The sequence below is a fragment of the Micromonospora sp. PLK6-60 genome, from assembly GCF_019890675.1.
Taxonomy (GTDB): Bacteria; Actinomycetota; Actinomycetes; order Mycobacteriales; family Micromonosporaceae; genus Micromonospora.
This window is the reverse complement of record NZ_JAIOAA010000006.1, coordinates 328,663-351,510: the sequence shown is the minus strand read 5'-3', so window position 1 is coordinate 351,510 and position 22,848 is coordinate 328,663. Positions and strand designations below refer to the sequence as shown.

The 22,848-nt window shown below is 72.4% G+C and carries 16 protein-coding genes; 10 read left to right on the top strand and 6 right to left on the bottom strand.

Annotation, left to right across the window (positions count from 1 at the left end; all coding sequences use genetic code 11):
* Positions 1-65: 65 nt before the first annotated feature.
* The 3 genes from K7640_RS15025 to K7640_RS15015 all read left to right on the top strand — a co-directional run bounded on the left by K7640_RS15025 (position 66) and on the right by K7640_RS15015 (position 3,862).
* On the top strand, positions 66-572 hold the full coding sequence (locus tag K7640_RS15025) for an Lrp/AsnC family transcriptional regulator (RefSeq protein ID WP_222955419.1): 507 nt from the start codon (positions 66-68) through the stop codon (positions 570-572).
* 103 nt (positions 573-675) lie between these two features.
* Positions 676-2,127 carry a PQQ-binding-like beta-propeller repeat protein gene (locus K7640_RS15020; protein WP_222955418.1) on the top strand — a complete coding sequence of 484 codons (1,452 nt, stop codon included), beginning with the start codon at positions 676-678 and terminating at the stop codon, positions 2,125-2,127.
* Between the two features lie 67 nt (positions 2,128-2,194).
* Entirely contained in the window at positions 2,195-3,862 is a 1,668-nt protein-coding gene (locus tag K7640_RS15015) for a fumarate hydratase (RefSeq protein ID WP_222955417.1), read from the top strand.
* Here K7640_RS15015 and K7640_RS15010 read toward each other — a convergent pair.
* The gene (locus K7640_RS15010) at positions 3,843-5,033 is read right to left on the bottom strand and encodes an acyltransferase (protein ID WP_222955416.1); all 1,191 of its coding nucleotides are present in this window, start codon (positions 5,031-5,033) and stop codon (positions 3,843-3,845) included. The two genes, K7640_RS15015 and K7640_RS15010, sit on opposite strands and share 20 nt — an antisense overlap.
* A 407-nt stretch (positions 5,034-5,440) precedes the next feature.
* Here K7640_RS15010 and K7640_RS15005 point away from each other — a divergent pair, with 407 nt between their 5' ends.
* From K7640_RS15005 to K7640_RS14995, 3 genes are all read left to right on the top strand, one after another.
* On the top strand, positions 5,441-8,422 hold the full coding sequence (locus K7640_RS15005; RefSeq protein ID WP_222955415.1) for a BTAD domain-containing putative transcriptional regulator: 2,982 nt from the start codon (positions 5,441-5,443) through the stop codon (positions 8,420-8,422).
* Between the two features lie 35 nt (positions 8,423-8,457).
* Positions 8,458-9,867 (top strand): class II fumarate hydratase, encoded by a 1,410-nt coding sequence (locus K7640_RS15000; protein ID WP_222955503.1) that lies wholly within the window; start codon positions 8,458-8,460, stop codon positions 9,865-9,867.
* 167 nt (positions 9,868-10,034) lie between these two features.
* Positions 10,035-10,607, top strand: a complete 573-nt coding sequence (locus tag K7640_RS14995) for a GNAT family N-acetyltransferase (RefSeq protein ID WP_222955414.1) — start codon at positions 10,035-10,037, stop codon at positions 10,605-10,607.
* Here K7640_RS14995 and K7640_RS14990 read toward each other — a convergent pair.
* Positions 10,567-11,112 carry a CGNR zinc finger domain-containing protein gene (locus tag K7640_RS14990; protein WP_222955413.1) on the bottom strand — a complete coding sequence of 182 codons (546 nt, stop codon included), beginning with the start codon at positions 11,110-11,112 and terminating at the stop codon, positions 10,567-10,569. The genes K7640_RS14995 and K7640_RS14990 overlap by 41 nt on opposite strands.
* Before the next feature lie 79 nt (positions 11,113-11,191).
* On the opposite strand from K7640_RS14990, the gene K7640_RS14985 reads away from it, so the two are divergent.
* A complete protein-coding gene (locus K7640_RS14985) occupies positions 11,192-12,154 on the top strand; it encodes a DMT family transporter (RefSeq protein ID WP_222955412.1) in 963 nt (320 codons plus the stop codon).
* A 259-nt stretch (positions 12,155-12,413) separates the two neighbouring features.
* The gene (locus K7640_RS14980) at positions 12,414-15,959 is read left to right on the top strand and encodes a hypothetical protein (RefSeq protein ID WP_222955411.1); all 3,546 of its coding nucleotides are present in this window, start codon (positions 12,414-12,416) and stop codon (positions 15,957-15,959) included.
* 212 nt (positions 15,960-16,171) lie between these two features.
* Here K7640_RS14980 and K7640_RS30230 read toward each other — a convergent pair whose 3' ends face one another.
* Entirely contained in the window at positions 16,172-16,654 is a 483-nt protein-coding gene (locus K7640_RS30230; protein ID WP_255609012.1) for an endonuclease domain-containing protein, read from the bottom strand.
* Positions 16,655-17,566: 912 nt separating this feature from the next.
* Positions 17,567-18,214: an IclR family transcriptional regulator gene (locus K7640_RS14970; protein WP_222955409.1), complete on the bottom strand. Its 648-nt coding sequence runs from the start codon at positions 18,212-18,214 to the stop codon at positions 17,567-17,569.
* Between the two features lie 64 nt (positions 18,215-18,278).
* On the opposite strand from K7640_RS14970, the gene cysS reads away from it, so the two are divergent.
* Positions 18,279-19,694: a cysteine--tRNA ligase gene (cysS, locus tag K7640_RS14965; protein WP_222955408.1), complete on the top strand. Its 1,416-nt coding sequence runs from the start codon at positions 18,279-18,281 to the stop codon at positions 19,692-19,694.
* A complete protein-coding gene (gene rlmB / locus K7640_RS14960; RefSeq protein WP_222955407.1) occupies positions 19,694-20,821 on the top strand; it encodes a 23S rRNA (guanosine(2251)-2'-O)-methyltransferase RlmB in 1,128 nt (375 codons plus the stop codon). The genes cysS and rlmB overlap by 1 nt, the downstream gene beginning before the upstream one ends.
* Positions 20,822-20,874: 53 nt before the next feature.
* Here the strand turns inward: rlmB and K7640_RS14955 are convergent, their stop codons facing one another.
* On the bottom strand, positions 20,875-21,480 hold the full coding sequence (locus tag K7640_RS14955; RefSeq protein ID WP_222955406.1) for a hypothetical protein: 606 nt from the start codon (positions 21,478-21,480) through the stop codon (positions 20,875-20,877).
* Between the two features lie 146 nt (positions 21,481-21,626).
* Positions 21,627-22,718, bottom strand: a complete 1,092-nt coding sequence (locus K7640_RS14950) for an ABC transporter ATP-binding protein (RefSeq protein ID WP_222955405.1) — start codon at positions 22,716-22,718, stop codon at positions 21,627-21,629.
* Positions 22,719-22,848: the final 130 nt, after the last annotated feature.

Here is a 22,848-nt window from a genome sequence, read left to right as displayed (position 1 = left end):
CCGCCGGTTGGGCAAGAGTTGGCAAAAACTGTGGTCAGCTTGCGCATTCGGTACGGTGATACCTCGTGAACACTGGTCAGGATGTACAGCTGGACGAGCTGGATGCGCGCTTGATCGAACTGCTCGCCGAGGAGCCCCGGATCGGGGTGCTGGAGTGCTCGCGGCGGCTCGGCGTGGCCCGGGGGACCGTGCAGGCCCGGCTGGACAAGCTGGTCGGCCGGGGGGTGATCACCGGCTTCGGCCCGGACGTCTCCCCGGCCGCGATCGGGTTCGGGGTGACCAGCTTCGTCACGCTGGAGATCAGCCAGCGGCACGGCCACGACCCGGTCACCGCGCACCTGGCCGCCATCCCCGAGGTGCTGGAGGCGCACACCATCACCGGCTCCAGCGACCTGCTCTGCCGGATCGTGGCCCGGTCCAACACCGATCTGCAGCGGGTGATCGATCAGATCGTCTCGTCGGAGGGGATTCGCCGGGCGTCGACGATCATCGCGTTGGCGGAGCAGATTCCGTATCGGGTGTTGCCGCTGGTCCGCTCCGCGGCCCAGCGGGAAGGAAGGGCACCTTATTAACGCCTTTTGTATAGCAGGGGCCCCCTATTAACACGGCAGCCGGCCGAGAAAGCGCCGCGACACGGGCGCCGGCGGGCTCGGCGCAGCGGTGATCGTCGCTACCGTGTGCGGTGTGAAGGGCCTAGGCGTACGCGGCTGGTTGCTGCTCGGGCTCGTCACCGTGGTCATCCTCGCCGCCACCGGGGTGTGGAACCCGTTCCCCGGCCTCTGGACCTGGCTGGACCGCAGCGAACCGATCTCCGCGCCGGACGTGGTCTGGCAGCAGCGGGTCGGCGGCACCCCGCGCAGCGTCACCTTCGCCGGCGACACCGTGATCGTCGAGCAGCGGACCCGGGTGGAGGCGCGCAGCCTGGCCACCGGCAGCCAGTTGTGGGAGCGCAAGGCCGACTGGGCGGCGGTCACCGGTGGCGGCCGGGACGCCGTCGTCGCGGTGGGCAAGCTCCTGGTCAAGGGGTACGAGCTGATCGACCCGACGACCGGGGTGGTGCGCCGGCGCGACGACGACGCGGTGGCCGTCTGGACGTACCGGAACCTGCTGCTGGACGCCCGGTGCGTCGAGGCCACCGACTGCACGCTCAGCGCCTGGGACCCGCGCGGCACCCGGCCGCTGTGGACGGCGTTCCTGCCCGGCGTGCGCACCGGGCTGCTCGGCGACAATCCGAACCTGCTCGACACCCGCCGGCTCACCGCCCACCGGGTGGACGACGGGGTGGCCGGCCCCGAACCGGTCCCGCCGCTGCTCGGGTTCCCGGTCGACGGGCGGGTGCACGTGGTGGACACCGCCACCGGCCGGGTGGTGCAGGACGTCCAGCCGGGCCGGGACGAACGGCTCGCGGTGATCGGCGGCCGGCTGCTGCGGATCACCGCCACCGCCCGCGACGGCGCCTGCTACTTCGTCGTCTCCGCCCGTGACCCGGCCACCGGCCAGGAGGTGTGGCGGCGCACCGGGATCAACCTGCGTACCTCCGACGACGGTGGCTGCGCGCAGCGCAACGACCCGCAGGGCGCCCGCAACGTGCTGATCGGCGTCGGACCGGACGGCCGGGAGGCGGTCCTCGACGGGTACGACGGGCGGCTGCTGCTGGTCAACGCGGAGGGGGAGCGGCTGCTCGCCGTCGACGACCGGTACGCGCTGGTGCGGACCGCCGACGAGGGCGCGATCGTCAGCCGGGAGCTGACCACCGAGCGGGGCCTGTGGACCCGGGCGGTGGACGGCCGGGCCGGCGCGGCGCTCACCCCGTACGCGGCGCTGGTGGTGACGGAGAAGCCGTCCCGGCTGGTGGCGGTGAACCCGCGCACCGGGCGGGCCTTGGCCGAGCTGCGTACCTCGGCGAACGCCCTGGCGGTCGGGCCCACCGGCATGATCATCGGGGAGGGGCGGGAGATCGGGTACGTGCGCTTCGGTGCCGGTGCGCCCGCGCCGCTGCCCGGCGACGACGCGCCCGGCACGCGCGGCGGCCCCGGTCCGGGCGATCCCGGCGGGGTGCCCGGCGGTCCGCAGGACAGTTGCGGTCCGAAGCGGGAGCTCTGCCAGCGGGACGACAAGGACGGGTGAGAGCACCGTCCCACGACCCACCCGGCGGGTGCCGGCGATCGACCGGTCTGCCCTAGGCTTTCCGGTCATGAGCAGTGCCGCCGCGTTCTCCTACGCCCCCTTGCTGCCGACCGGCGCCGACCAGACCGAATACCGCCTGGTCACCGACGAGGGCGTGGATGTCGTCAACGGCCCCGGGGGCCGCCGGTTCCTCACCGTCGAGCCGGCCGCGCTGACCGCGCTGACCGCCGAGGCGATGCACGACATCGCGCACTTCCTGCGTCCCGCGCACCTGGCCCAGCTGCGCGCGATCATCGACGACCCGGCGGCCTCGCCGAACGACCGGTTCGTCGCGCTCGACCTGCTGCGCAACGCGAACATCGCGGCCGGCGGGGTGCTGCCGATGTGCCAGGACACCGGCACCGCGATCGTGATGGGCAAGCGCGGCCGGCACGTGCTCACCGACGGCGCGGACGCCGAGGCGATCGCGCTCGGCGTCTACCAGGCGTACACCCGGCTGAACCTGCGCTACTCGCAGCTCGCCCCGCTGACCATGTGGGACGAGCGGAACACCGGCAGCAACCTGCCGGCGCAGGTGGAGCTCTACGCGGAGGACCCGGACGGGCACCCGGACGCGTACAAGTTCCTGTTCATGGCCAAGGGGGGCGGCTCGGCCAACAAGTCGTACCTCTACCAGGAGACCAAGGCGCTGCTGAACCCGACGCGGATGATGCAGTTCCTGGAGGAGAAGCTCCGGCTGATCGGCACCGCGGCCTGCCCGCCGTATCATCTGGCCGTCGTCATCGGCGGCACCTCCGCCGAGTACGCGTTGAAGACCGCCAAGTACGCCTCGGCGAAGTACCTGGACGCGCTGCCGACGCAGGGCTCGATGACCGCGCACGGCTTCCGGGACCTGGAGCTGGAGGCGCAGGTGCTGGAGCTGACCCGCAACTTCGGCATCGGCGCGCAGTTCGGCGGCCGGTACTTCTGCCACGACGTACGGGTGGTCCGGCTGCCCCGGCACGGCGCCTCCTGCCCGGTGGCGATCGCCGTGTCGTGCTCCGCCGACCGGCAGGCCGTCGCCAAGATCACCCCGTCGGGTGTGTGGCTGGAGCGGCTGGAGACCGACCCCGCCCGCTACCTGCCCGATGTCACCGACGAGTCGCTGGAGACCGAGGAGGTCGTCCGGGTCGACCTGAACCGGCCGATGAGCGAGATCCGGGCGGAGCTGTCGAAATATCCGGTGAAGACCCGGCTGTCGCTGACCGGCCCGCTGGTCGTGGCCCGGGACATCGCGCACGCGAAGATCGCCGAGCGGCTGGACGCGGGCGAGCCGATGCCGCAGTACCTGCGCGACCACGCCGTCTACTACGCCGGCCCGGCCAAGACCCCCGAGGGGTACGCCTCCGGCTCGTTCGGCCCGACCACCGCCGGCCGGATGGACGCGTACGTGGAGAAGTTCCAGGCGGCCGGCGGCTCGATGGTGATGCTGGCCAAGGGGAACCGCTCCGGCCAGGTCACCCGCTCCTGCCACCAGCACGGGGGCTTCTATCTCGGCTCGATCGGCGGCCCGGCCGCCCGGCTCGCCCAGGACTGCATCAAGCACGTCGAGGTGCTCGAATATCCGGAGTTGGGCATGGAGGCGGTCTGGAAGATCGAGGTGGAGGACTTCCCTGCCTTCATCGTGGTCGACGACAAGGGCAACGACTTCTTCGCCGAGGTCACCAAGCCGGTGCTCACCGTCGGCCGCCGGTAGCGGTTGGCCGTTCCTGAGGTGCCGTGCCCGCGGCCGTGCTTTTCGGCAGGCGGTCCGTTACTGCGCTGCGACGGGTGACGAGGGGCGTCAGTGCGGAGGTGAGCGAGTCGCGCAGGCGCGGTTGCAGCGGCACTTCGACCAGCCGGTTCATCGCCCAGGCCAGCAGGCAGAGCGCGGTCATCAGGGAGCCCAGCAGCAGCCAGCGGTTGACGGCGTCCGCGAAGACGTTGAGCACGGCGTAACCGACGGTGCCGTGGACGAGATAGAGCGGATACGTCAGATCACCCACCGGCTTCAGCCTGCGGCTGTTGAGCCGCGCCAGCTTGCCGGTGGCGACCAGGGTCATGACGAGGAAAATGGTGGAAATCGTCATGGTTATGATCAGGGGGTTGAGGTGTAGCAGATACAGGCGGGACCGCTCGTCGGCGTGCCGCACACCTTGATAGAGGGCGTTGCCGTATGCGCCGACGAGCAGCATGGCCAGGTTTGCGGTGAAGCCGTGCCGGCGTACCAGGTAGAGGGCCATCCCGGCGATGAAGTAGTGGCTGTACACCGGTTGGATGGCGAGCTCCAGTGCATGACCTATGCGGTAGGGCAGCGGCAGGAATTCGACCAGCAGCGTGGCGGCCAGCCATCCCCAGAGGAATGCATAGGTGCGTCTGAGCGTGATCCCGATGACGCTGAACACGACGAGCAGGAAATAGAACCGCCACTCCGCCCACAGTGTCCAGTAGACGCCCTCCACGTTGGGGACGCCCAGGGGCTGCGCGAACATCGTGAGGTTCGCCAGATATTGGCCGACGGTAACCCGCGGTAGATTCACCGCCCCGTAGAGCAGCACCAGGCTGGTTATCGTCACGCCGGCCCAGAAGGCGGGATAGAGGCGGGAGATTCGGGAGATGAGAAACGCGATCGGCGTACGCCCCCACAAACTCATGAAGACGACCATCCCACTGATCATGAAGAACAGGTCGACGCCCAGATAGCCGTATCGACCGAGCTGGCCCACGCTGTCCGAGTAGTCGAGCGTCGTGTGCCCGAGGACGCCGCCGGAGGACAGGTGCAGCACCACCACCATCAACGCGGCTATGAACCGTAGTAGGTCGATCTCGTGCATTCGGCGTTGTGGCAGGGTCGCCGCCGTGAGCGGATCGGACAGTTGCGGCCCCACGTGCACTCCTCGCGTCGTCTGATCAGCCTGGCGGCGATGGTTGCCTGGTTGGCGGTCGCCGGCAGAGACCTGACGAAAGGTGCGCTCTGGCGACAGATGGGACAACGTTCCAGCGCAAGGGCACGTAACGGAGGCGGAAGTTCCCTCGGTCGCCACGGCGCGCGGGGTGGACGCGGCGCGGGCTGTTTGCGGGGCGGGAGCCGAGGCGGTCGGCGACATCGGTGCGCCCGCCCGGAGTCGCCTCCGGTCGGGCGCACCGCCCCCGTCGGATGCCGTCACCGACAACCGGGACGAGTGTGCGACCCCGTGCCCCCGTTCCGCTATCGGATCACTATCGCCTCGCCCGGCCGACCGATGGCGGCCGGATTACCCTGCTGAGGAACGCACTTCGGGCATACGGGGGGAAGATGCGGTTCGGGATCCTTGGGCCGTTGCGGATCGGTGGCGGCGATGCCACCGTCACCGCAGGTCGGGACCGGGTCGTCCTCGCCATGCTGCTGTCCAGGGCGGGCCGGCTGGTGCCCGTCGAAGAGCTGATCGACGCGGTCTGGGAGGAGCATCCGCCGGCGACCGCGCGGGCGCAGCTGCAGAGTTGCGTGTCGCGTTTACGACAACGGATCACCGGCCTGGGCCTGCCCGCCGACATCATCATCACCGACCCGGTCGGCTACGGCGTACGGATCGATCCGGCCGATCTGGACGCCGACGTCTTCGACCGGGGGGTGGAGGCCGGCCGCGTCGCGGCGGCGGCCGGGCGCGCCGAGGAGGCCCGCCGTCACTACCGGGCCGCCCTGGGGCTGTGGCGGGGCCGGGCGTTCAGCGGCATCGCCAGCCGGAGCGTGCGGCGGCGGGCCCAGACGCTCGACGAGCAGCGGCTCACCGCGCTGGAGGAGTGCGTCGACGTCGAGCTGCGGCTGGGCCGGGCGCCCGACCTGATCGACGAGCTGACCGAGAGCGTCGAACGGCACCCGCTGCGCGAGCGGCTGCGCGGGCAGCTGATGGTGGCCCTGGCGGCTGTCGGCCGGCAGGCCGACGCGCTGGCCGTCTACCGGGAGGGCCGGCGGCTCTACGCCGAGGAACTGGGCATCGAGCCGGGCGCCGCGCTCCAGGAGCTGCACCAGCAGTTGCTCGCCGGGGAGTTGGCCGCGGCGGCCGGTGACCACCGGCCGGCCGTGCGGATCCGGGCCCTGCCCCGGGCGATCAGCGACTTCACCGGCCGGCAGGAGACGCTGGCCCGGCTGGTCGCGGAGATCGAGAAGGACGACGTACGGATCCATCTGGTCGACGGGATGGCCGGCAGCGGCAAGACCACCCTGGCGGTGCACGTCGCCAACGCCCTGGCCGACCGCTATCCGGACGCCCACCTCTTCGTCGACCTGCACGGGCACAGCGAACGCACCCCGCTGACCCCGGCCGCCGCGGTGGCCACCCTGCTGCGCCAGCTCGGCGTGTCGGCGGAGCGCATACCGCTGGACGTGGACGACCGGCTGGCGCTGTGGCGCACCGAGCTGGCCGGGCGGCGGGCGCTGGTGGTGCTGGACAACGCGGCCAGCACGGGCCAGGTGGCGCCGTTGCTGCCGAACGGCGCGGACAACCTGGTCCTGATCACCAGCCGTCGCCGGCTGGTCGGGCTGGACGGTGGCCGGCCGTCCTCACTGCCGGTGCTCGACGCCGACGAGGCGGTCGAGCTGCTCGGTCGGGTGGCCGGCACCGAGCGGGTGGCCGCCGAGCCCGCCGCCGCGGCCGAGGTGGCGCGCCGCTGCGGGCACCTGCCGTTGGCCATCCGGCTGGCCGGGGCGCGGCTGGCCCACCGGCCGCACTGGCGGATCGCCGACCTGGCCGAGCGGCTGGCCTCCGGGCGGGATCCGCTGGCCGAGTTCGCGGTGGGCGAGCGGTCCGTCGGCCGGGCGTTCGCCCTCTCGTACGCCCAGGTGTCGCCCGCCGCCCAGCGGGCGTTCCGGCTGCTCGGCCTGCACCCGGGCGTACGGTTCGACAACCGGGTGGCCGCCGCCCTGGCCGAGCTGTCCCTGCCCGACGCCCAGGACGTGCTGGAGGAGCTGGTCGACGCCCACCTGGCGGAGGAGGTGACGCCCGGCCGGTACCGGCTGCACGACCTGATCCGCGAGTACGCCCGGACCCTCGTCGCCGAGGCGGACCGGGCCGGCGAGCGGGAGGCCGCCCTGCACCGGCTGCTCGACCACCATCTCCAGGTGGCCGCCGCGATCGCCCGGACGTTGGAGCTGACCGGCAGCCGTGACCTGCGCCAGGTGCCGGTGTCGTTCCGTCCCGACCTGGTGGCCGCCACGGTGGATCAGGGGCGGGGCTGGTTCGACGAGAACCGGGCGGCGTTGACCGCGCTGGTGCGGCTGGCCGACGACGAGGGCTTTCCCCGGCACTGCTGGCAGCTGGCCCGGGCCTGCTGGAAGTCCCACTTCGACGGCGGGCACCTCGACGAGCTGATCGAGACGCACCTGGTCGCCCTGCGCGCCGCCGAGGGGTCCGGCGAGGACGAGGCGGTGGCGATGACGCTCAACTACCTCGCCTCGGCCCATTTCCGGCTGGCCCACTTCGCCGAGGCGATCCGGCTGATGGAGCGGTCCCTGGCGATCTACCGCCGCCTCGATCGGAAGGCCGATCTGCAGAGCATCCTCGGCAACCTGGGCGCCGCCCACATGGCCCACGGCGACTACCGCCGGGGCATGGAGTACTACGACGCCGCCGGCCCGCTCGTCCGGCGGCTGCCGGAGCTGAAACCGCTCGGCAGCCTGCTGAACAACCTCACGCTGGGGCTGCTCGCGCTGGGCCGGTACGACGAGGCGTTGCGGGTGGGCCGCCGGCACCTGGCGTTGGTCCGGCAGCTCGGCAACCGCCACCAACTGGCGAACGCGCTCGGGCACCTGGGGATGATCCGGCACCGGATGGGCGACCTCGGGCCGGCCCGGCGGCTGCTGCGGGCGGCGCTGCGGCTCAAGCGGCAGACCGGCAACCGGTTCGGTGAGGGCGAGGTGCTCAACGAGCTGGGCGCGATGGAGCGGGCGGCGGGCCGCCCGGAGCGGGCCGCGCTGCTGCACCGGGAGGCGCTGGCGGCGATGGTCGTGGCGGGCGACCGGTCCGGCCAGTACGCGGCGCGGAACCTGCTGGCCCGCGCGCTCGCCGAGGGTGGTGACGTCCCGGCGGCGCTCGACCTGCACCGCCGGGTGCTCGCCGACGCCACCCGGCTGGACGTGCGCTACGAACAGGCTCGGGCGCTGGACGGGATCGCCCGCTGCCTGCGCGACGCCGAGCCGGCCGCCGCCCGCGCACACTGGATCCGGGCGTTGGCCCTGCTGCGTCAGATGGAGTCGCCGGACCAGCAGGAGGTCGCCCGGCTGCTGGTCGAGCTGGGCTGAGCGATCATCTGCGAGCCGGCGTGCGGCGGGGCAGGATGGTACGCGTGACGACTCCAGAGGCGACCGGCTACCGGATCGAACGTGACTCGATGGGCGAGGTGGAGGTGCCCGCCGAGGCGCTGTGGCGGGCACAGACCCAGCGCGCGGTGCAGAACTTCCCGATCTCCGGCCGGGGGATCGAACCGGCCCAGATTAAGGCGCTGGCCCAGATCAAGGGGGCGGCGGCGCAGGTCAACGGCGAGCTGGGGGTGATCGACGCGGAGGTGGCCGCCGCGATCGCCGCCGCCGCCGCGCACGTGGCCGACGGCGGGTACGACGACCAGTTCCCCATCGACGTCTTCCAGACCGGCTCGGGCACCTCGTCCAACATGAACACCAACGAGGTCATCGCCACCCTGGCCGGCCGGGAGCTGGGCCGGGACGTGCACCCGAACGACGACGTCAACGCCTCGCAGTCCAGCAACGACGTCTTCCCGTCCTCCATCCACCTGGCCGCCACCCAGTTCGTGGCGGAGGATCTGATCCCTTCGCTGAAGCACCTGGCCGGCGCGCTGGAGGAGAAGGCGGCCGAGTTCGAGACGGTGGTGAAGGCCGGGCGTACCCACCTGATGGACGCCACCCCGGTCACCCTCGGCCAGGAGTTCGGCGGCTACGCCGCGCAGGTCCGCTACGGCGTGGAACGGCTGGAGTCGGCGTTGCCCCGGCTGGCCGAGCTGCCGCTCGGTGGCACCGCGGTGGGCACCGGCATCAACACCCCGCTGGGGTTCGCCGCAAAGGTGATCGAGAAGCTGCGCGACTCCACCGGACTGCCGTTGACCGAGGCGCGCAACCACTTCGAGGCGCAGGGCGCCCGGGACGCGCTGGTGGAGACCTCCGGCCAGCTGCGCACCATCGCGGTCGGGCTGTACAAGATGGCCAACGACATCCGCTGGATGGGTTCCGGCCCCCGGGCCGGCCTGCGCGAGCTGCGCATCCCCGACCTCCAGCCCGGCTCCTCGATCATGCCGGGCAAGGTGAACCCGGTGGTGGCGGAGGCGGTGCGCCAGGTGTGCGCGCAGGTGATCGGCAACGACGCCGCGGTCGCCTTCGCCGGCTCGCAGGGGGACTTCGAGCTGAACGTGATGCTCCCGGTGATGGGCCGCAACCTGCTGGAATCGATCAAACTGCTGGCCGCGTCGAGCCGGCTGTTCGCCGACCGCCTGGTGGCCGGCCTGGTCGCGGACGCCGAGGTCTGCCTGGCGTACGCCGAGGGGTCGCCGTCGATCGTCACCCCGCTGAACCGCCACCTCGGGTATGACGAGGCCGCGTCGATCGCCAAGGAGGCGCTGGCCAAGCAGGTCTCCATCCGCGAGGTGGTGATCGCCCGCGGGCACGTGGACTCGGGCAGGCTCACCGAGACCCAGCTCGACGAGGCGCTGGACCTGCTGCGGATGACCCATCCCTGACGCCGCCCGGGCCGCTCGCCGGCCTACCCCCGGCCGAGCCGCTCGCCGGTGTGGCGCGGCGCTCCGGGTTGCGGCATGTCGTGCTGTCAGCGGGCCGAGATGGCCCGTCATGCCGTATGGGCCGTTATTCGGTCGCCCGCCGGGGGCGCGGCCGGCATGATCGCCGCATGGCCGAGGACGTGTTGCTGGAGACCGCGCGGCTGCGGCTGCGCCGGTTCACCGCCGCCGATGTGGACCGGCTGGTGGAGCTGGACGGTGACCCGGAGGTCATGCGGTTCCTGACCGGCGGGGCGCCGACCCCGCGCGAGCGGGTCCGCGACGAGCAGCTGCCGCGGATCCTGGCCGGGTACGAGCGCCGGCCCGGCCTGGGCCGGTGGGCGGCGGAGGACCGGGCGGCCGGGGAGTTCCTCGGCTGGTTCGCGCTCGACCCGTCCGAGGACGGCGCGGAGGCGGAGCTGGGCTACCGGCTGCGCCGGTCGGCGTGGGGGCGGGGCCTGGCCACCGAGGGCTCGCGGGCGCTGGTCCGGCACGCCTTCGAAACGGCCGGCGTACGCCGGCTGTGGGCGGAGACCATGACGGTCAACGCGCGGTCCCGGTCGGTGCTGGCGAAGGCGGGGCTGCGCCACGTGCGCACGTTCCATGTCCACTTCGACGACCCGATCCCCGGCACCGAGCTGGGCGAGGTGGAGTACGAGCTGCTCAGGAGCGACTGGCGGCCTTCCGAGCCCGATACGCGCTGACCGCCGCGCGGTTGCCGCAGCCCGCCTCGCAGAACCGCCGCGAGCGGTTCTTGGAGAGGTCGACAAGCACGTTGTCGCAGTCGGGGTGCGCGCAGCGGCGCAGCCGGCTCAACTCGCCGCTGCGGACCAGGTCGGCGAGGGCCATCGCGGCCTCCACCGCCATCCGGGTGGCCAGCGGGGCGTCCCGGGGCACCGCGTGCAGGTGGTAGGGATGGTCGTCGTGCCGGATGAGCTGCGGTAGCGCGGAGGCGTCGCGCAGCAACCGGTTGATGATCTCGACGGTCTCGTCCTCTTCGGCGTGCCAGACGCGGCGGAGCCGGGGGCGCAGTGCGCGTACCGCACGCAGCTCCGCCTCGGTGCGCTCGTGCCGCCCGCTCCAGCCGTACGCGGTGAAGAAGGCGTCCAGGGCGGTCACGTCGGGCAGCCCTTCGCCGTCCGCCCCGTCGGTGTTCACGAGCGCGGCGGTGGCGAGCAGCCCGCATTCGGTGTCATGAGCAAAGAGCACCTTGACTCCTGTCGGAGAGGCGGCCTAGTGTCACCGGTGTAAGAGTAGTTCGCCCATGACGCCACGCCAAGGAGCGCCCATGCGTCCACGCCCCGCCGCCGGTGCCGGCCTGCTGCTGGCGCTGCTCTCGGCCGTCACCTTCGCGACCTCCGGCACGTTCGCCCGATCCCTGATCGACGCCGGCTGGTCGGCCGAGGCGATCGTGGTCGCCCGGGTCGGCATCGCCGCCGTGGTGCTGCTGGTGCCCGCGGCGCTGGCCCTGCGCGGCCGGTGGCACGTGCTGCGCCGCAACCTCGGCGCGGTGACCGTCTTCGGCCTGCTCGGCGTGGCCACCGCCCAGGCGTGCTTCTTCAACGCGGTCCGCTACCTGCCGGTCGGCGTGGCCCTGCTGCTGGAGTACCTGGGCATCATCCTGGTGGTCGCCTGGATGTGGGCGATGCACGGCCAGCGCCCCCGCCGGTTGACCGTGGTCGGTTCGGTGGCTGCCCTGGCCGGGCTGGCGTTCGTGCTCGACCTGACCGGCGCCGGCCGGCTCGACCCGGTGGGCGTGCTGTGGGGGCTGGGGGCGGCGGTCGGCCTGGCCGGCTACTTCGTCCTCGCCGGCCGGGTCGACGAGGAACTGCCCTCGGTGACCATGGCCAGTGGCGGCATGGGCGTCGGCGCGGCCGTGCTGGCGGCGCTCGGGCTGCTCGGGGTGCTGCCGCTGGAGGCCGAGTTCGGCACGGTCACCTTCGCCGGTCAGCGCACCAGCTGGCTGGTGCCGATCGCCGGGCTGTCGCTCGTCGCCGCGGTGGTCGCCTACCTCGCCGGCATCGCCGCGACCCGGGTGCTGGGTTCCCGGCTGGCCTCCTTCGTCGGGCTGACCGAGGTGATGTTCGCGGTGCTGATCGCCTGGCTGTTCCTCGCTGAGCTGCCCACCGCGGTGCAGTTGCTCGGTGGGGTGCTGATCGTGGCGGGGGTCGCCCTGGTCCGGCTGGACGAACTGCGCGCCACGCCCGCCCGGCCGGCCGACGAGCCCGCGGACCAGCCCGCCCTGACCTGACCCGGCTCCGGTTTCCGCGCGCATCTCCTCATGCGCGGGATTCCCGCGGGCGCGATCCTCGCCGTCGGTAGTTGCGCTCCGCCTGCTGTCCATTTCGACGGTTATGACATTTCTGCAGCTCAACTGCGGTGTAGGGGTCGAAGGTCCCTGGTGCTCGTGGCCTTTCTGGAGTTGTCTGGTTACCAAGAGTTACCAGATGCGTGGCGCGCTGCCCGGGGGGAGCGCCGGCAGGCCGCAGCCCACGCGGGGAGGAGCAGTCATGTCCGACGACGCCACCACCAGGGAAGCGGCCATCCCGAAACAGGCCACGGCCGACGCGGCCACCCTGGCCGCGTCCCCACCCGACTACTTCGGGTCCATCCCGAACTACGCCAACAGCCCGCTGCCGGTCCTGGTCGGCGGGGTCGTCCAGCCTGGCACCGGCATCCGCAAGTTTATCGACACCCTGCCCGGGCTCGGGCCGACCAAGGCCAACAACCTGGGCAACTACCTTCCGGTAGCGACGCCGGACACCATCACCTACCCGGGCAGCGACTACTACGAGATCGGCATCCAGCAGTACACCCAGCAGGTGAGTCGGGACCTGCCGGCGACCCGGCTCCGCGGCTACAAGCAGCTCAACAACGGCACCGACCCGTCCGGGCACAACACCATCGCACCGCCCGCCCGGCCGTACTACCTCGGGCCGGTGATCGTCGCCCAGCGGAACCGGCCGGTCCGCGTCAAGCTGGTGAACCAACTGCCCACCGGCGCCGCCGGCAACCTGTTCCTGCCCGTGGACATCACCATCGGCGGCGCGGGCACCGGCCCGCTCAGCCCCACCGAGCTGTACACGCAGAACCGGGCGGTCATGCACCTGCACGGCTCGGAGACGCCGTGGATCAGCGACGGCACCCCGCTGCAGTGGTTCACCCCGGCCGGCGAGGTCACGTCCTATCCGCAGGGGGCGAGCTACGCCAACGTGCCGACCACGGTCATGCCAGATCCTGGCCCGGGCGCGGTGACCCTCTACTTCCCGATGCAGCAGAGCGCCCGGATGATGTGGTTCCACGACCACACCGAGGGCATCACACACCTGACCCCGTACAGCGGGCAGATCGGCCTCCTGCTGTTGCGCGACCCGGTGGAGCAGCAACTGGTCACCAGCGGGGTGATCCCGGCCGAGGAGATCCCCCTGGTCATCCAGGACAAGACCTTCGTACCGGACCCGGCCCAGCTCGCCGCCGAGGACCCGACCTGGGACACCGCCAACTGGGGCGGCAAGGGCAGCCTGTGGATGCCGCACGTCTACATGCCCAACCAGAACCCGTACAACGCCGCGGGCGCCAACCCGATGGGGCGCTGGGACTACGGCCCCTGGGTGTGGCCGCCGTTCACCGGCATCCAGAACGGGCCGGTGCCCAACCCGTACTACGGCCCGACCCGGCCCTTGGAGCCGCCGGTGCAGCCCGGCACCCCGCTGCCGACCATCACCCCCGAGGCGTTCCTCGACACCCCGGTGGTCAACGGATGCGCCTACCCGACGCTCCAGGTCGAGCCGAAGGCGTACCGGTTCCGGATCCTCAACGCCTGCAACGACCGGACGCTGAACCTCCAGCTCTACTACGCCGCCTCCAACGGCACCATGTGGAACCCCAACGGCACGCTCGCCGACGGCAACGCCGGGGAGGTCCCGATGGTCGAGGCCTGTCCGGACCAGGGCCTCCCGCCGACCTGGCCGACCGACGGCCGGGCGGGTGGCGTCCCGGACCCGAACGCGATGGGGCCGGACTGGATCCAGATCGGCAACGAGGGCGGGCTGCTGCCGGGCGTCGCGGTGATCCCGCCACAGCCGATCAACTACGAGTACGACCGCCGGTCGATCACCGTGCTCAACGTCTCGGACCACTCGCTGCTGATGGGGCCGGCCGAGCGGGCCGACGTGATCGTGGACTTCTCGTCGGTGCCGTCCGGGTCGAACATCATCCTCTACAACGACGGGCCCGCCCCGATACCCGGGTTCGACACCCGCTACGACTACTACACCGGCGACCCCGACCAGACCGCGTCCGGCGGCGCCCCGACCACCCAGCCCGGCTACGGCCCGAACACCCGGACCATCATGCAGTTCCGGGTGGTCGGCACGGCCCAGTCGTTCCACCTGGACCAGTTGATGGCCCGGCTGCCGCAGGCGTACGGACAGAGCCAGCCGCCGCCGATCGTGCCGGAGAAGGCCTACGACGAGGCGTTCGGCACCAACACGCCGAAGAACACCTACGTCGCGATCGAGGACACCGAGATCACCTTCACGCCCTTCGGCGGCACCACCCCGGTCACCCTGCCGCTGCAGCCCAAGGCGATCGTCGAGGACTTCGACCAGACGTACGGCCGGATGAACGCCCTGCTGGGCACGGAACTCCCGAAGACGAGCGCCTTCATCCAGACCACGATCCCGCTGCCGTACATCAACCCGCCCACCGAGATCCTCACCATGTCCAATCCGGCCACCCTGGTCGGATCGGCCGGCGACGGCACCCAGATCTGGAAGGTGACCCACAACGGGGTCGACACCCACGCCATCCACTTCCACTACTTCAACGTCCAGCTGATCAACCGGGTCGGCTGGGACGGCACCTACCGACCGCCGAACGCCAACGAGCTGGGGTGGAAGGAAACCGTGCGGATGAATCCGCTGGAGGACTGCATCGTGGCGATGCGGCCGACCATCCCCAACCCGCTGCCCTTCAAGGTGGGCGACAGTGTGCGGCTGCTCGACCCCACCCAGGTGCCGGGCACCACCAACGGCTTCGCCCAGATCGACCCGACGACCGGCGACCCGGCGACCGTCACCAACCAGCCGTACAACTTCGGCTGGGAGTACGTCTGGCACTGCCACCTGGTCGATCACGAGGACAACGACATGATGCGGCCGATGGTCATCCAGGTGTCGCCCGGCGCGCCGACCAACCTGACCGCGACGGCCAACTCCGGTTCGACGACGGTGCCGCCGTCGATCGTGCTCGCCTGGACGAACCCGACCGGGCTGCCGGCGGCCACCCAGGTCGTCCTGCAACGCGCCACCAACTCGACCTTCACGGCCGGGCTGACCACCTTCACCCTGGGCGCCTCCGCCAACACCTACACCGACTCGACAGTGGTGCCCGGCGTCACCTACTACTACCGGGTGCGGCGGGAGAACACCGTCGCCTACTCCGCCTGGTCGAACGTCGCCTCGGCGGTGGCGAACCTGCTCGCGCCGACCAACCTGGTGGCGACCCAGCCCACCGGGACACCGATCCGGGTGAGCCTGAGCTGGACGAACCGCTCGTACAACACCAGCGTGGAACTGCAGCGGGCCACGAATTCGACGTTCACCGCCGGCCTGACCACCGTCACGCTCGCGGCCAACACCAGTTCGTACACGGACAGCACGGTGGTCGGCGGCACCACGTACTACCGGGTGCGTACCGTCTATCTCGGCGTCGGGTCGCCGTACTCGAACACGGCGTCGGTTGCCGTCACCGGTATCCCGGCGGTGCCGACCAACCTGACCGGGACCGCGGTTGCGGTGTCGGGCGGTACGGCGACGGTGAACCTCACCTGGCAGGAGAGCACGACCAGCCCGGTCACCGGGTTCACCCTCCAGCGGGCCACCAACGTCACCTTCACCAGCGGCCTGACCAGCTTCAACCTGGCGGGCACCGCCCGCGCCTACAGCGACACCGGCCGGGCCCGGTCCACCACCTACTACTACCGGATCCAGGCGGTCAACTCGATCGGCGCCTCCGCGTTCAGTTCGATCATCGCGGTCACCACGCCCGCCTGATCCCAGCCCTGGAGGGGGCGGCTGCCGGCCCGGGCAGTCGCCCCCTCCGGTCCTGCCCGGGGGGCTGCCGTGCGGGGGCGGGCCCGCCCGGTGGCCGCATGGCTGTGTTGCGGCATTTTGGGGCATCAGTGGCGCAGGAAGGGCCAGGATGCCGCAGACCGTGCTCGGTGCCGGCCGTGCTCGGCTGGGCGGCGTTCTGGTGGGCTGTGGCCTCACGGTCGCCAGCCGCGCGAAAGCAATGCGGAGCGGACCTCCCGGACGACCGCCGCGAACTCCTGGTGCAGCCGGCGGCTGGTCACGTGCAGCACGAGCCAGCCGGCACCCACCAGCAGGTTGAGGCGATGCCGGTCCCGGTGCAGCTGTTCCGGGTCGCTGTGCCAGCGACCGTCGTACTCGACGGCGACCCGCAGCTCGGGCCACGCCAGGTCGGAGTGCAGGACGATCCCGCCGGGCACCAGGACCGGATGCCGGGCGACCGGCCGGGGCAACCCGGCGAGCACCAACCGCACCCGTAGCCGCGACTCGGCGGGGGACTGGGCGCCCGGATCGGCCAGGCCGAAGACGCACCTGGCACGGGATCCGCCAGGGCGGTCGGCGTTGCGCTCCGCCACCTCGGCGAGCGCGTCGCGGCTGGTCAGGCCCCGGGCCAGCATGGTGTCGACGATGCTTACCGCCCGGGTGGGTTCGAGCCACACCGCGGACTCCCAGGCGGCCAGGGCCGGGGCGGACCGGGCAAGTGTCGCCGGTGCGGCCGGTGGCCCTCCGAACACCGGTGCGGCCGGTGGCCCTCCGAACACCGGTGCGGCCGGTGGTCCTCCGGACATCGAGGCGGCCGGTGGTCCTCCGGACATCGAGGCGGCCGGTGGCCCTGCGGACACCGATGCGGCGGAGGACCCTTCGGACCGCGAGGCGGCGGGGGGCCGGAGCAGCGAGGTGTGCACCCGTAGGCCGCGCCGGCTGCGCACCGGGCTGCCCTGCGCCGCGCTGACATGCACGTCGTCGTCGAAGCTCGCGGCATGCGCGACGCCGTGCAGAAAGGCTGCCGACGGGCCGGCGACCGGAACCCCGGGTGGGAGTCTGAGCGCCACGGCACGGCAGGCGAGCCCGTGGTCGCGTTCCAGTCGAGCGTCGGCGTACACGTCGTGGTGCAGGCGCATCCATGCGGAGCTGCGGAGCTGGTGAACGGTGAGCAGCCCCCGGCGGACCACGTCGGATCCCCGGAAGACCTGCCCCGCCAGGTCGGCGGGTCGGTGTGCGACAGGAGGCATGCGGCCAGCGTCACCGTCGCCGCGGTGCCCCGGTAACCCCTGTGGACAACCCGCGCCCCACCGCCACCGAGCGCCTGTGGACAACATGCCACCACATCGACATCTGTGCTAAGGAGTGGCACCGCTTCTTCGGGTGCCTGAAGCGCGAGACCGGACGGCAGCATGTCGGGGCGTCACGGGGCGGTGACGACCCAGCGCGCTGGACCGGGACGCGGCATGTCGGGTTGTCAGCAGTGCGGGATGACCCAGAGCGTGCGACCGGATGCGGCAGGTAGGGCCGTTAGGGGCGCGGGATGGCCCAGAGTGCGGCATATCGGGGCGCGGCGGGTCGGCGCCTGGTCAGCCGAGGGCTTCGGCGATGGCGGTCGCGGCGGCGAGCACCTGGCCGCCCACCACCTCCGCGTCCAGCGGCGCCAGCGCCACCACCCCGACGCTCGCCTCCAGCCCGGGCACCCCGAGCACCGGCGCCGCCACCCCGTACGCCCCGGCCTGCAACTCGCCGCTGGTGGCGACCGGACCCGGCCTGCCGGCCCGCCCGGCGAGGATGGCCCGGCCGGCCGCCCCCCGCTCCAGCGGATGCCGCGCCCCGGTCCGGTACGCCACGTGGAACGACGTCCAGCTCGGCTCCACCACGGCCAGGGCCACCCCCTCGCCGCCCTCGACCACGGTCAGATGGGCGGTCGCGCCGGCCTGCTCGGCGAGCCTGCGCAGCGCCGGCAGCGCCCCCTCGGCGAGCAGCGGCTGGGCCCGCCGGGCCAGGTGCAGCACCCCCGCGCCGAGCCGCAGCCGGCCGCCGGCGTCCCGGCGCAGCATGCCGTGCGCGGACAGCGCGCCGACCAGCCGGTACACCGCCGCCCGGCCGACGCCCAACCGGTTCGCCGCCTCGGTCACGGTCAACCCGCCGGCCGCGTCCGCGACCAGGTGCAGCAACCGCAGCCCCCGGTCCAGGGTCTGCGCCGTTTCTCCCGGGCGTGCCGACGTGTCCACAGCACGCAGCGTACGGCCCGGCTCCGGACGACCCGGAAAACGCGCGGACGGCTACCCTTGTACGGTGACGCTACGCCTGTATGACACCGCCACCCGATCGGTGCGGGACTTCGTCCCGCGGGAAGCCGGCAAGGTGGGGGTCTACCTGTGTGGTCTCACCCTCCAGGCCCCGCCGCACATCGGCCACCTGCGCTCCGGCGTCAACTACGACGTGCTGCGCCGCTGGCTGCTGGCCCAGGGCTTCCAGGTGCGGTTCATCCGCAACGTCACCGACATCGACGACAAGATCCTGGTCAAGGCGCAGGAGCAGGGCCGCCCGTTCTGGTCGATCGCGTACGCCAACGAGTTGATCCTGGCGGAGTCCTACCGGGCGCTGAACGTGCTGCCGCCGACCTACGAGCCGCGGGCCACCGGCCACATCCCGGAGATGCACGAGCTGATCGCCCGGCTGATCGAGACCGGGCACGCCTACCCGGCCACCGACGGCTCCGGCGACGTCTACTTCGACGTGGCCTCCTGGCCGGCGTACGGGTCGCTGTCCGGGCAGTCGCCGGCGGACATGCAGCCCGCCGGGGACGCCCCGGAGCGGGGCAAGCGCGACCCGCGCGACTTCGCCCTCTGGAAGGGCGCCAAGCCGGAGGAACCGGCGGACGCCTACTGGCCGTCGCCGTGGGGCCGCGGCCGGCCCGGCTGGCACATCGAGTGCTCGGCGATGTGCTGGCGCTACCTGGGCGCCGAGTTCGACATCCACGGCGGCGGGCTGGATCTGATCTTCCCGCACCACGAGAACGAGATCGCCCAGTCGCAGGCCGCCGACCTGCCGTTCGCCCGCTACTGGGTGCACCACGGGCTGCTCAGCATCGGCGGCGCCAAGATGGGCAAGTCGCTGGGGAACGCCCTCGACCTGGCGTACGTGGACTCGCTCGGGGTGCGCCCGGTGGAGCTGCGCTACTACTACGCCGCCGCCCACTACCGGTCCCGGATCGACTACTCGGAGGACTCGCTGCGCGAGGCCGCCGTGGCCTACCGGCGGATCGAGGGCTTCGTGCAGCGGGCCGCCGAGCGGGTGGGCGCCGGGCAGCCCGGTGAGCTGCCGGCCGGGTTCGTCGCCGCGATGGACGACGACCTGAACACCTCGGCCGCGCTGGCGGTGCTGCACGAGGTGGTCCGGGACGGCAACACCGCGCTGGCCAGCGGCGACGATGTGACCGTCCGCACGACCGTCGCCGCCACCCGGGCCATGCTGGATATCCTCGGGGTCGACCCCTTCGACCCCGCCTGGACCGGCGGTGGCCACGCGGACGACCTGCGGGCCGTGGTCGACTCCCTGATCGCGCTGGCCCTGGAACAGCGCGCCCAGGCCCGGGGCCGCAAGGACTGGGCCGCCGCGGACGCCGTGCGCGACCAGCTCAAGCAGGCCGGCGTGGTGGTCGAGGACACCGCCCAGGGCCCCCGTTGGACTATTGGAGAGCAGGACTGATGGCCGGCAACTCGCAGCGCCGTGGCCGGCGACTGACGTCGAAGGCGGGTGCCCCGAAGGGCTCCGGCGGCAAGAACAAGGACTCGCTGGCCGGTCGGGGCAAGACCCTGCCCGCCGACGAGCGGCCCTGGCACAAGGCATACTCGGGCACCGAGAAGCTGCCCCAGCGCACCGCCTGGAAGCAGGACAAGGAGCGCCGGGCGGCGGCTGAGGAGGGCCGGGCCCCCAAGATCGGCCAGCCGGGCACCAAGGACACCACCTGGGGCCGGGGCACCAAGGGCGTCGGCCCGGCCCGCAGCGGCGCGGCCGGCCGGGGCGGCAAGCCCACCGGCCGGGGCGGGCCGCGGGTCGCGCCGGGCCGCAAGTCCAACCCGGCCAAGGACAGCCCGGAGCTGCTGGTCGGCCGGAACCCGGTGCTGGAGTCGCTGCGCGCCCAGGTGCCGGCGACCGCCCTCTACACCGCGCAGGGCATCGACGTCGACGACCGGGTCAAGGAGATCGTCCGGACGGCCGCCGACCGGGGCATCGCCATCCTGGAGGTCAGCCGGGCCGAGCTGGACCGGATGACCGGCGGGGTGCTGCACCAGGGCGTCGGCCTCCAGGTGCCGCCGTTCGCCTACGAGCCGTTCGAGGACCTGGTGGCGGCGGCACTGGAGCAGGCCGCGCCGCTGCTGGTCGCGCTGGACGGGGTCACCGACCCGCGCAACCTGGGTGCGGTCATCCGGTCCGCCGCCGCGTTCGGCGCGCAGGGTGTCTTCGTACCCGAGCGGCGGGCCGCCGGGATCACCGCGACCGCCTGGCGGACCAGCGCCGGCGCGGCCGCGCGGGTGCCGGTCGCCCAGGTCACCAACCTGACCCGGTCGCTCAAGGCGTGCAAGGAGGCCGGCTTCGTCGTGGTCGGCCTGGACGCCGACGGCGACACCGACCTGTACGACCTGGCCGCCGCGGTCGGCCCGCTGGTCGTGGTGGTCGGCTCGGAGGGGCGCGGCCTGTCCCGCCTGGTCGGCGAGACCTGCGACCTGACCGTCAGCATCCCGATGATCTCCGAGGTGGAGTCGCTCAACGCCAGCGTGGCCGCCGCGGTGACCCTCGCCGAGGTGGCGCGCCGCCGCTCCGTCGAAGCCTGACCACCGCACCCGTCCGACGGGCCGTCCCCCTGACCGGGGGACGGCCCGTCGCGTCAGATCTGCCGGGTCCAGGCCACCACGAGCAGCACGGCGACCAGCGAGATCAGCACGGTCACCGGGACCAGCCAACCGGGCCGGCGGGCGCCGTGCAGGGCGAGGGTGAGCCGTTGGTGCACCGCCGCGACGCCGACCAGCGCCGCCAGCGCCGCGACCGTGAACGGGATCCCGACCAGGAAGTGCGCCAGCCACGCCCCGGCCCGGGTGGGGCCGCCCCACGAGGTGTCGTAGGGGCCCGGGTCGACCAGCCCGTAGAGCGCCCCGCGCAGCACCATCAGCAGCAGCACCCCGCCTGGGACCAGCGCCGCCGCGCCGAGCAGCAGGCTCGCCACGGCATGCGCGGCGACCGCCACCGCGCTGGGCGGCCGACCCTCGGGCACGGGTTCCGCCGTCGGCAGCAACCCACGCAGCCGCCGCCACCGGGCTGCGGCCGACCAGCCCCGTCCGGCGAGCGTGCCGGCCAGGGCGGCCACCGCCAGCGGCAGCAGCGCCGCGGCGTACACCAGGCTCCGGCCGGTGGTGGTGACCAGCCGGCGCGGGCGCGCCGGTCGCGCGCCGTCGCGGTCGGTCTCGGGTCGGGTACGGGCGGGGTTCGGCGGCATCGTGCGCTCCCGGGCTCGGCGTCGTGCCCGAACGATAGGAGCGCGCACGGGCCTGCCGCGTCACCCCGGGGAGCCAGCTTCGGCGTCATACCCGGGTACGACGAAAGGGGCGGCCCGCCGCAGCGGACCGCCCCTTTCGTGGTACGTCAGATCCGGCTGCCGGACGCGGCGTTGAAGATGTGGCTCTGGCCGGCGCGCGGCTTGACGAACACGGTGTCACCCATGTTCGGCATGTGGCGGCGGTCGGTGCGGACCACGAAGCGCTCGTTGACACCCTCCAGCGCGGCGTGCCCGTAGACGTTGGCGTCCGAGCCGAGGTCCTCGACCAGCTCGACCACGACCGGCATGCCGCCCTCGGTCGGGCTGACCATGTCGCAGTCCTCCGGGCGGAAGCCGACGGTCACCTTGCCGTTGCCCCCCTCGGCCTGGGCCGCCTCGACCTGCTCCCGGGTCAGCGGGATGTGCATGTCGGCGAAGGCGGCGCCCTGCTCGGTCAGCGGCACGGTCTTGATGTTCATGGCCGGGGAGCCGATGAAGCCGGCGACGAAGACGTTGGCCGGGGTGTCGTAGAGCGCCCGCGGGGTGTCCACCTGCTGGAGCACGCCGTCGAGCATCACGGCCACCCGGTGGCCCATGGTCATGGCCTCGACCTGGTCGTGGGTCACGTAGACCGTGGTGATGCCCAGCTTGGCCTGCAGCGACGCGATCTGGGTACGGGTCTGCACCCGGAGCTTGGCGTCGAGGTTCGACAGCGGCTCGTCCATCAGGAAGACCTGCGGCTCACGGACGATGGCGCGGCCCATCGCGACCCGCTGGCGCTGACCGCCGGAGAGCGCCTTCGGCTTGCGGTTGAGGTATTCCTCCAGCTGGAGCAGCGCGGCTGCCTCCTTGACCCGCCGGTCGATCTCCGACTTCGAGGTCTTGCGCAGCTTGAGCGCGAACGCCATGTTCTCGTACACCGTCATGTGCGGGTAGAGGGCGTAGTTCTGGAAGACCATCGCGATGTCGCGGGCCTTCGGCGGCAGGTGGGTGACGTCGCGGTCGTCGATGTAGATGGCGCCCTCGTCGACGTCCTCCAGGCCGGCGAGCATGCGCAGGCTGGTGGACTTGCCGCAACCGGAGGGGCCGACCAGGACGAGGAACTCGCCGTCGCCGATCTCCAGGTCGAGCTTGTTGACGGCGGGCCGCTCGGTGCCCGCGTAGATGCGGGACGCCTTGGCGTAGGTGACCGAAGCCATGAGGGTGCTTCCTTTCACCGGCAGGAACGTGCCGGACGATCCGAGTGAAGGAGCGGCCGGCACCCAGGGTGCCAGCCCACGGACTCCCCCGGCGGGGGCCGCCGGAGTGTCGTCCGTGTCACTGCACCGT

Bases quoted from the DNA above. Each gene is read 5' to 3' on its own strand.
- K7640_RS15015 (WP_222955417.1), top strand. From the start codon at position 2,195: ATGAGCAGTGCCGCCGCGTTCTCCTACGCCCCCTTGCTGCCGACCGGC.
- K7640_RS15005 (WP_222955415.1), top strand. From the start codon at position 5,441: ATGCGGTTCGGGATCCTTGGGCCGTTGCGGATCGGTGGCGGCGATGCC.
- K7640_RS15000 (WP_222955503.1), top strand. From the start codon at position 8,458: ATGGTACGCGTGACGACTCCAGAGGCGACCGGCTACCGGATCGAACGT.
- K7640_RS14995 (WP_222955414.1), top strand. From the start codon at position 10,035: ATGGCCGAGGACGTGTTGCTGGAGACCGCGCGGCTGCGGCTGCGCCGG.
- K7640_RS14985 (WP_222955412.1), top strand. From the start codon at position 11,192: ATGCGTCCACGCCCCGCCGCCGGTGCCGGCCTGCTGCTGGCGCTGCTC.
- K7640_RS14980 (WP_222955411.1), top strand. From the start codon at position 12,414: ATGTCCGACGACGCCACCACCAGGGAAGCGGCCATCCCGAAACAGGCC.
- rlmB (WP_222955407.1), top strand. From the start codon at position 19,694: ATGGCCGGCAACTCGCAGCGCCGTGGCCGGCGACTGACGTCGAAGGCG.
- K7640_RS14955 (WP_222955406.1), bottom strand. From the start codon at position 21,480: ATGCCGCCGAACCCCGCCCGTACCCGACCCGAGACCGACCGCGACGGC.
- K7640_RS14950 (WP_222955405.1), bottom strand. From the start codon at position 22,718: ATGGCTTCGGTCACCTACGCCAAGGCGTCCCGCATCTACGCGGGCACC.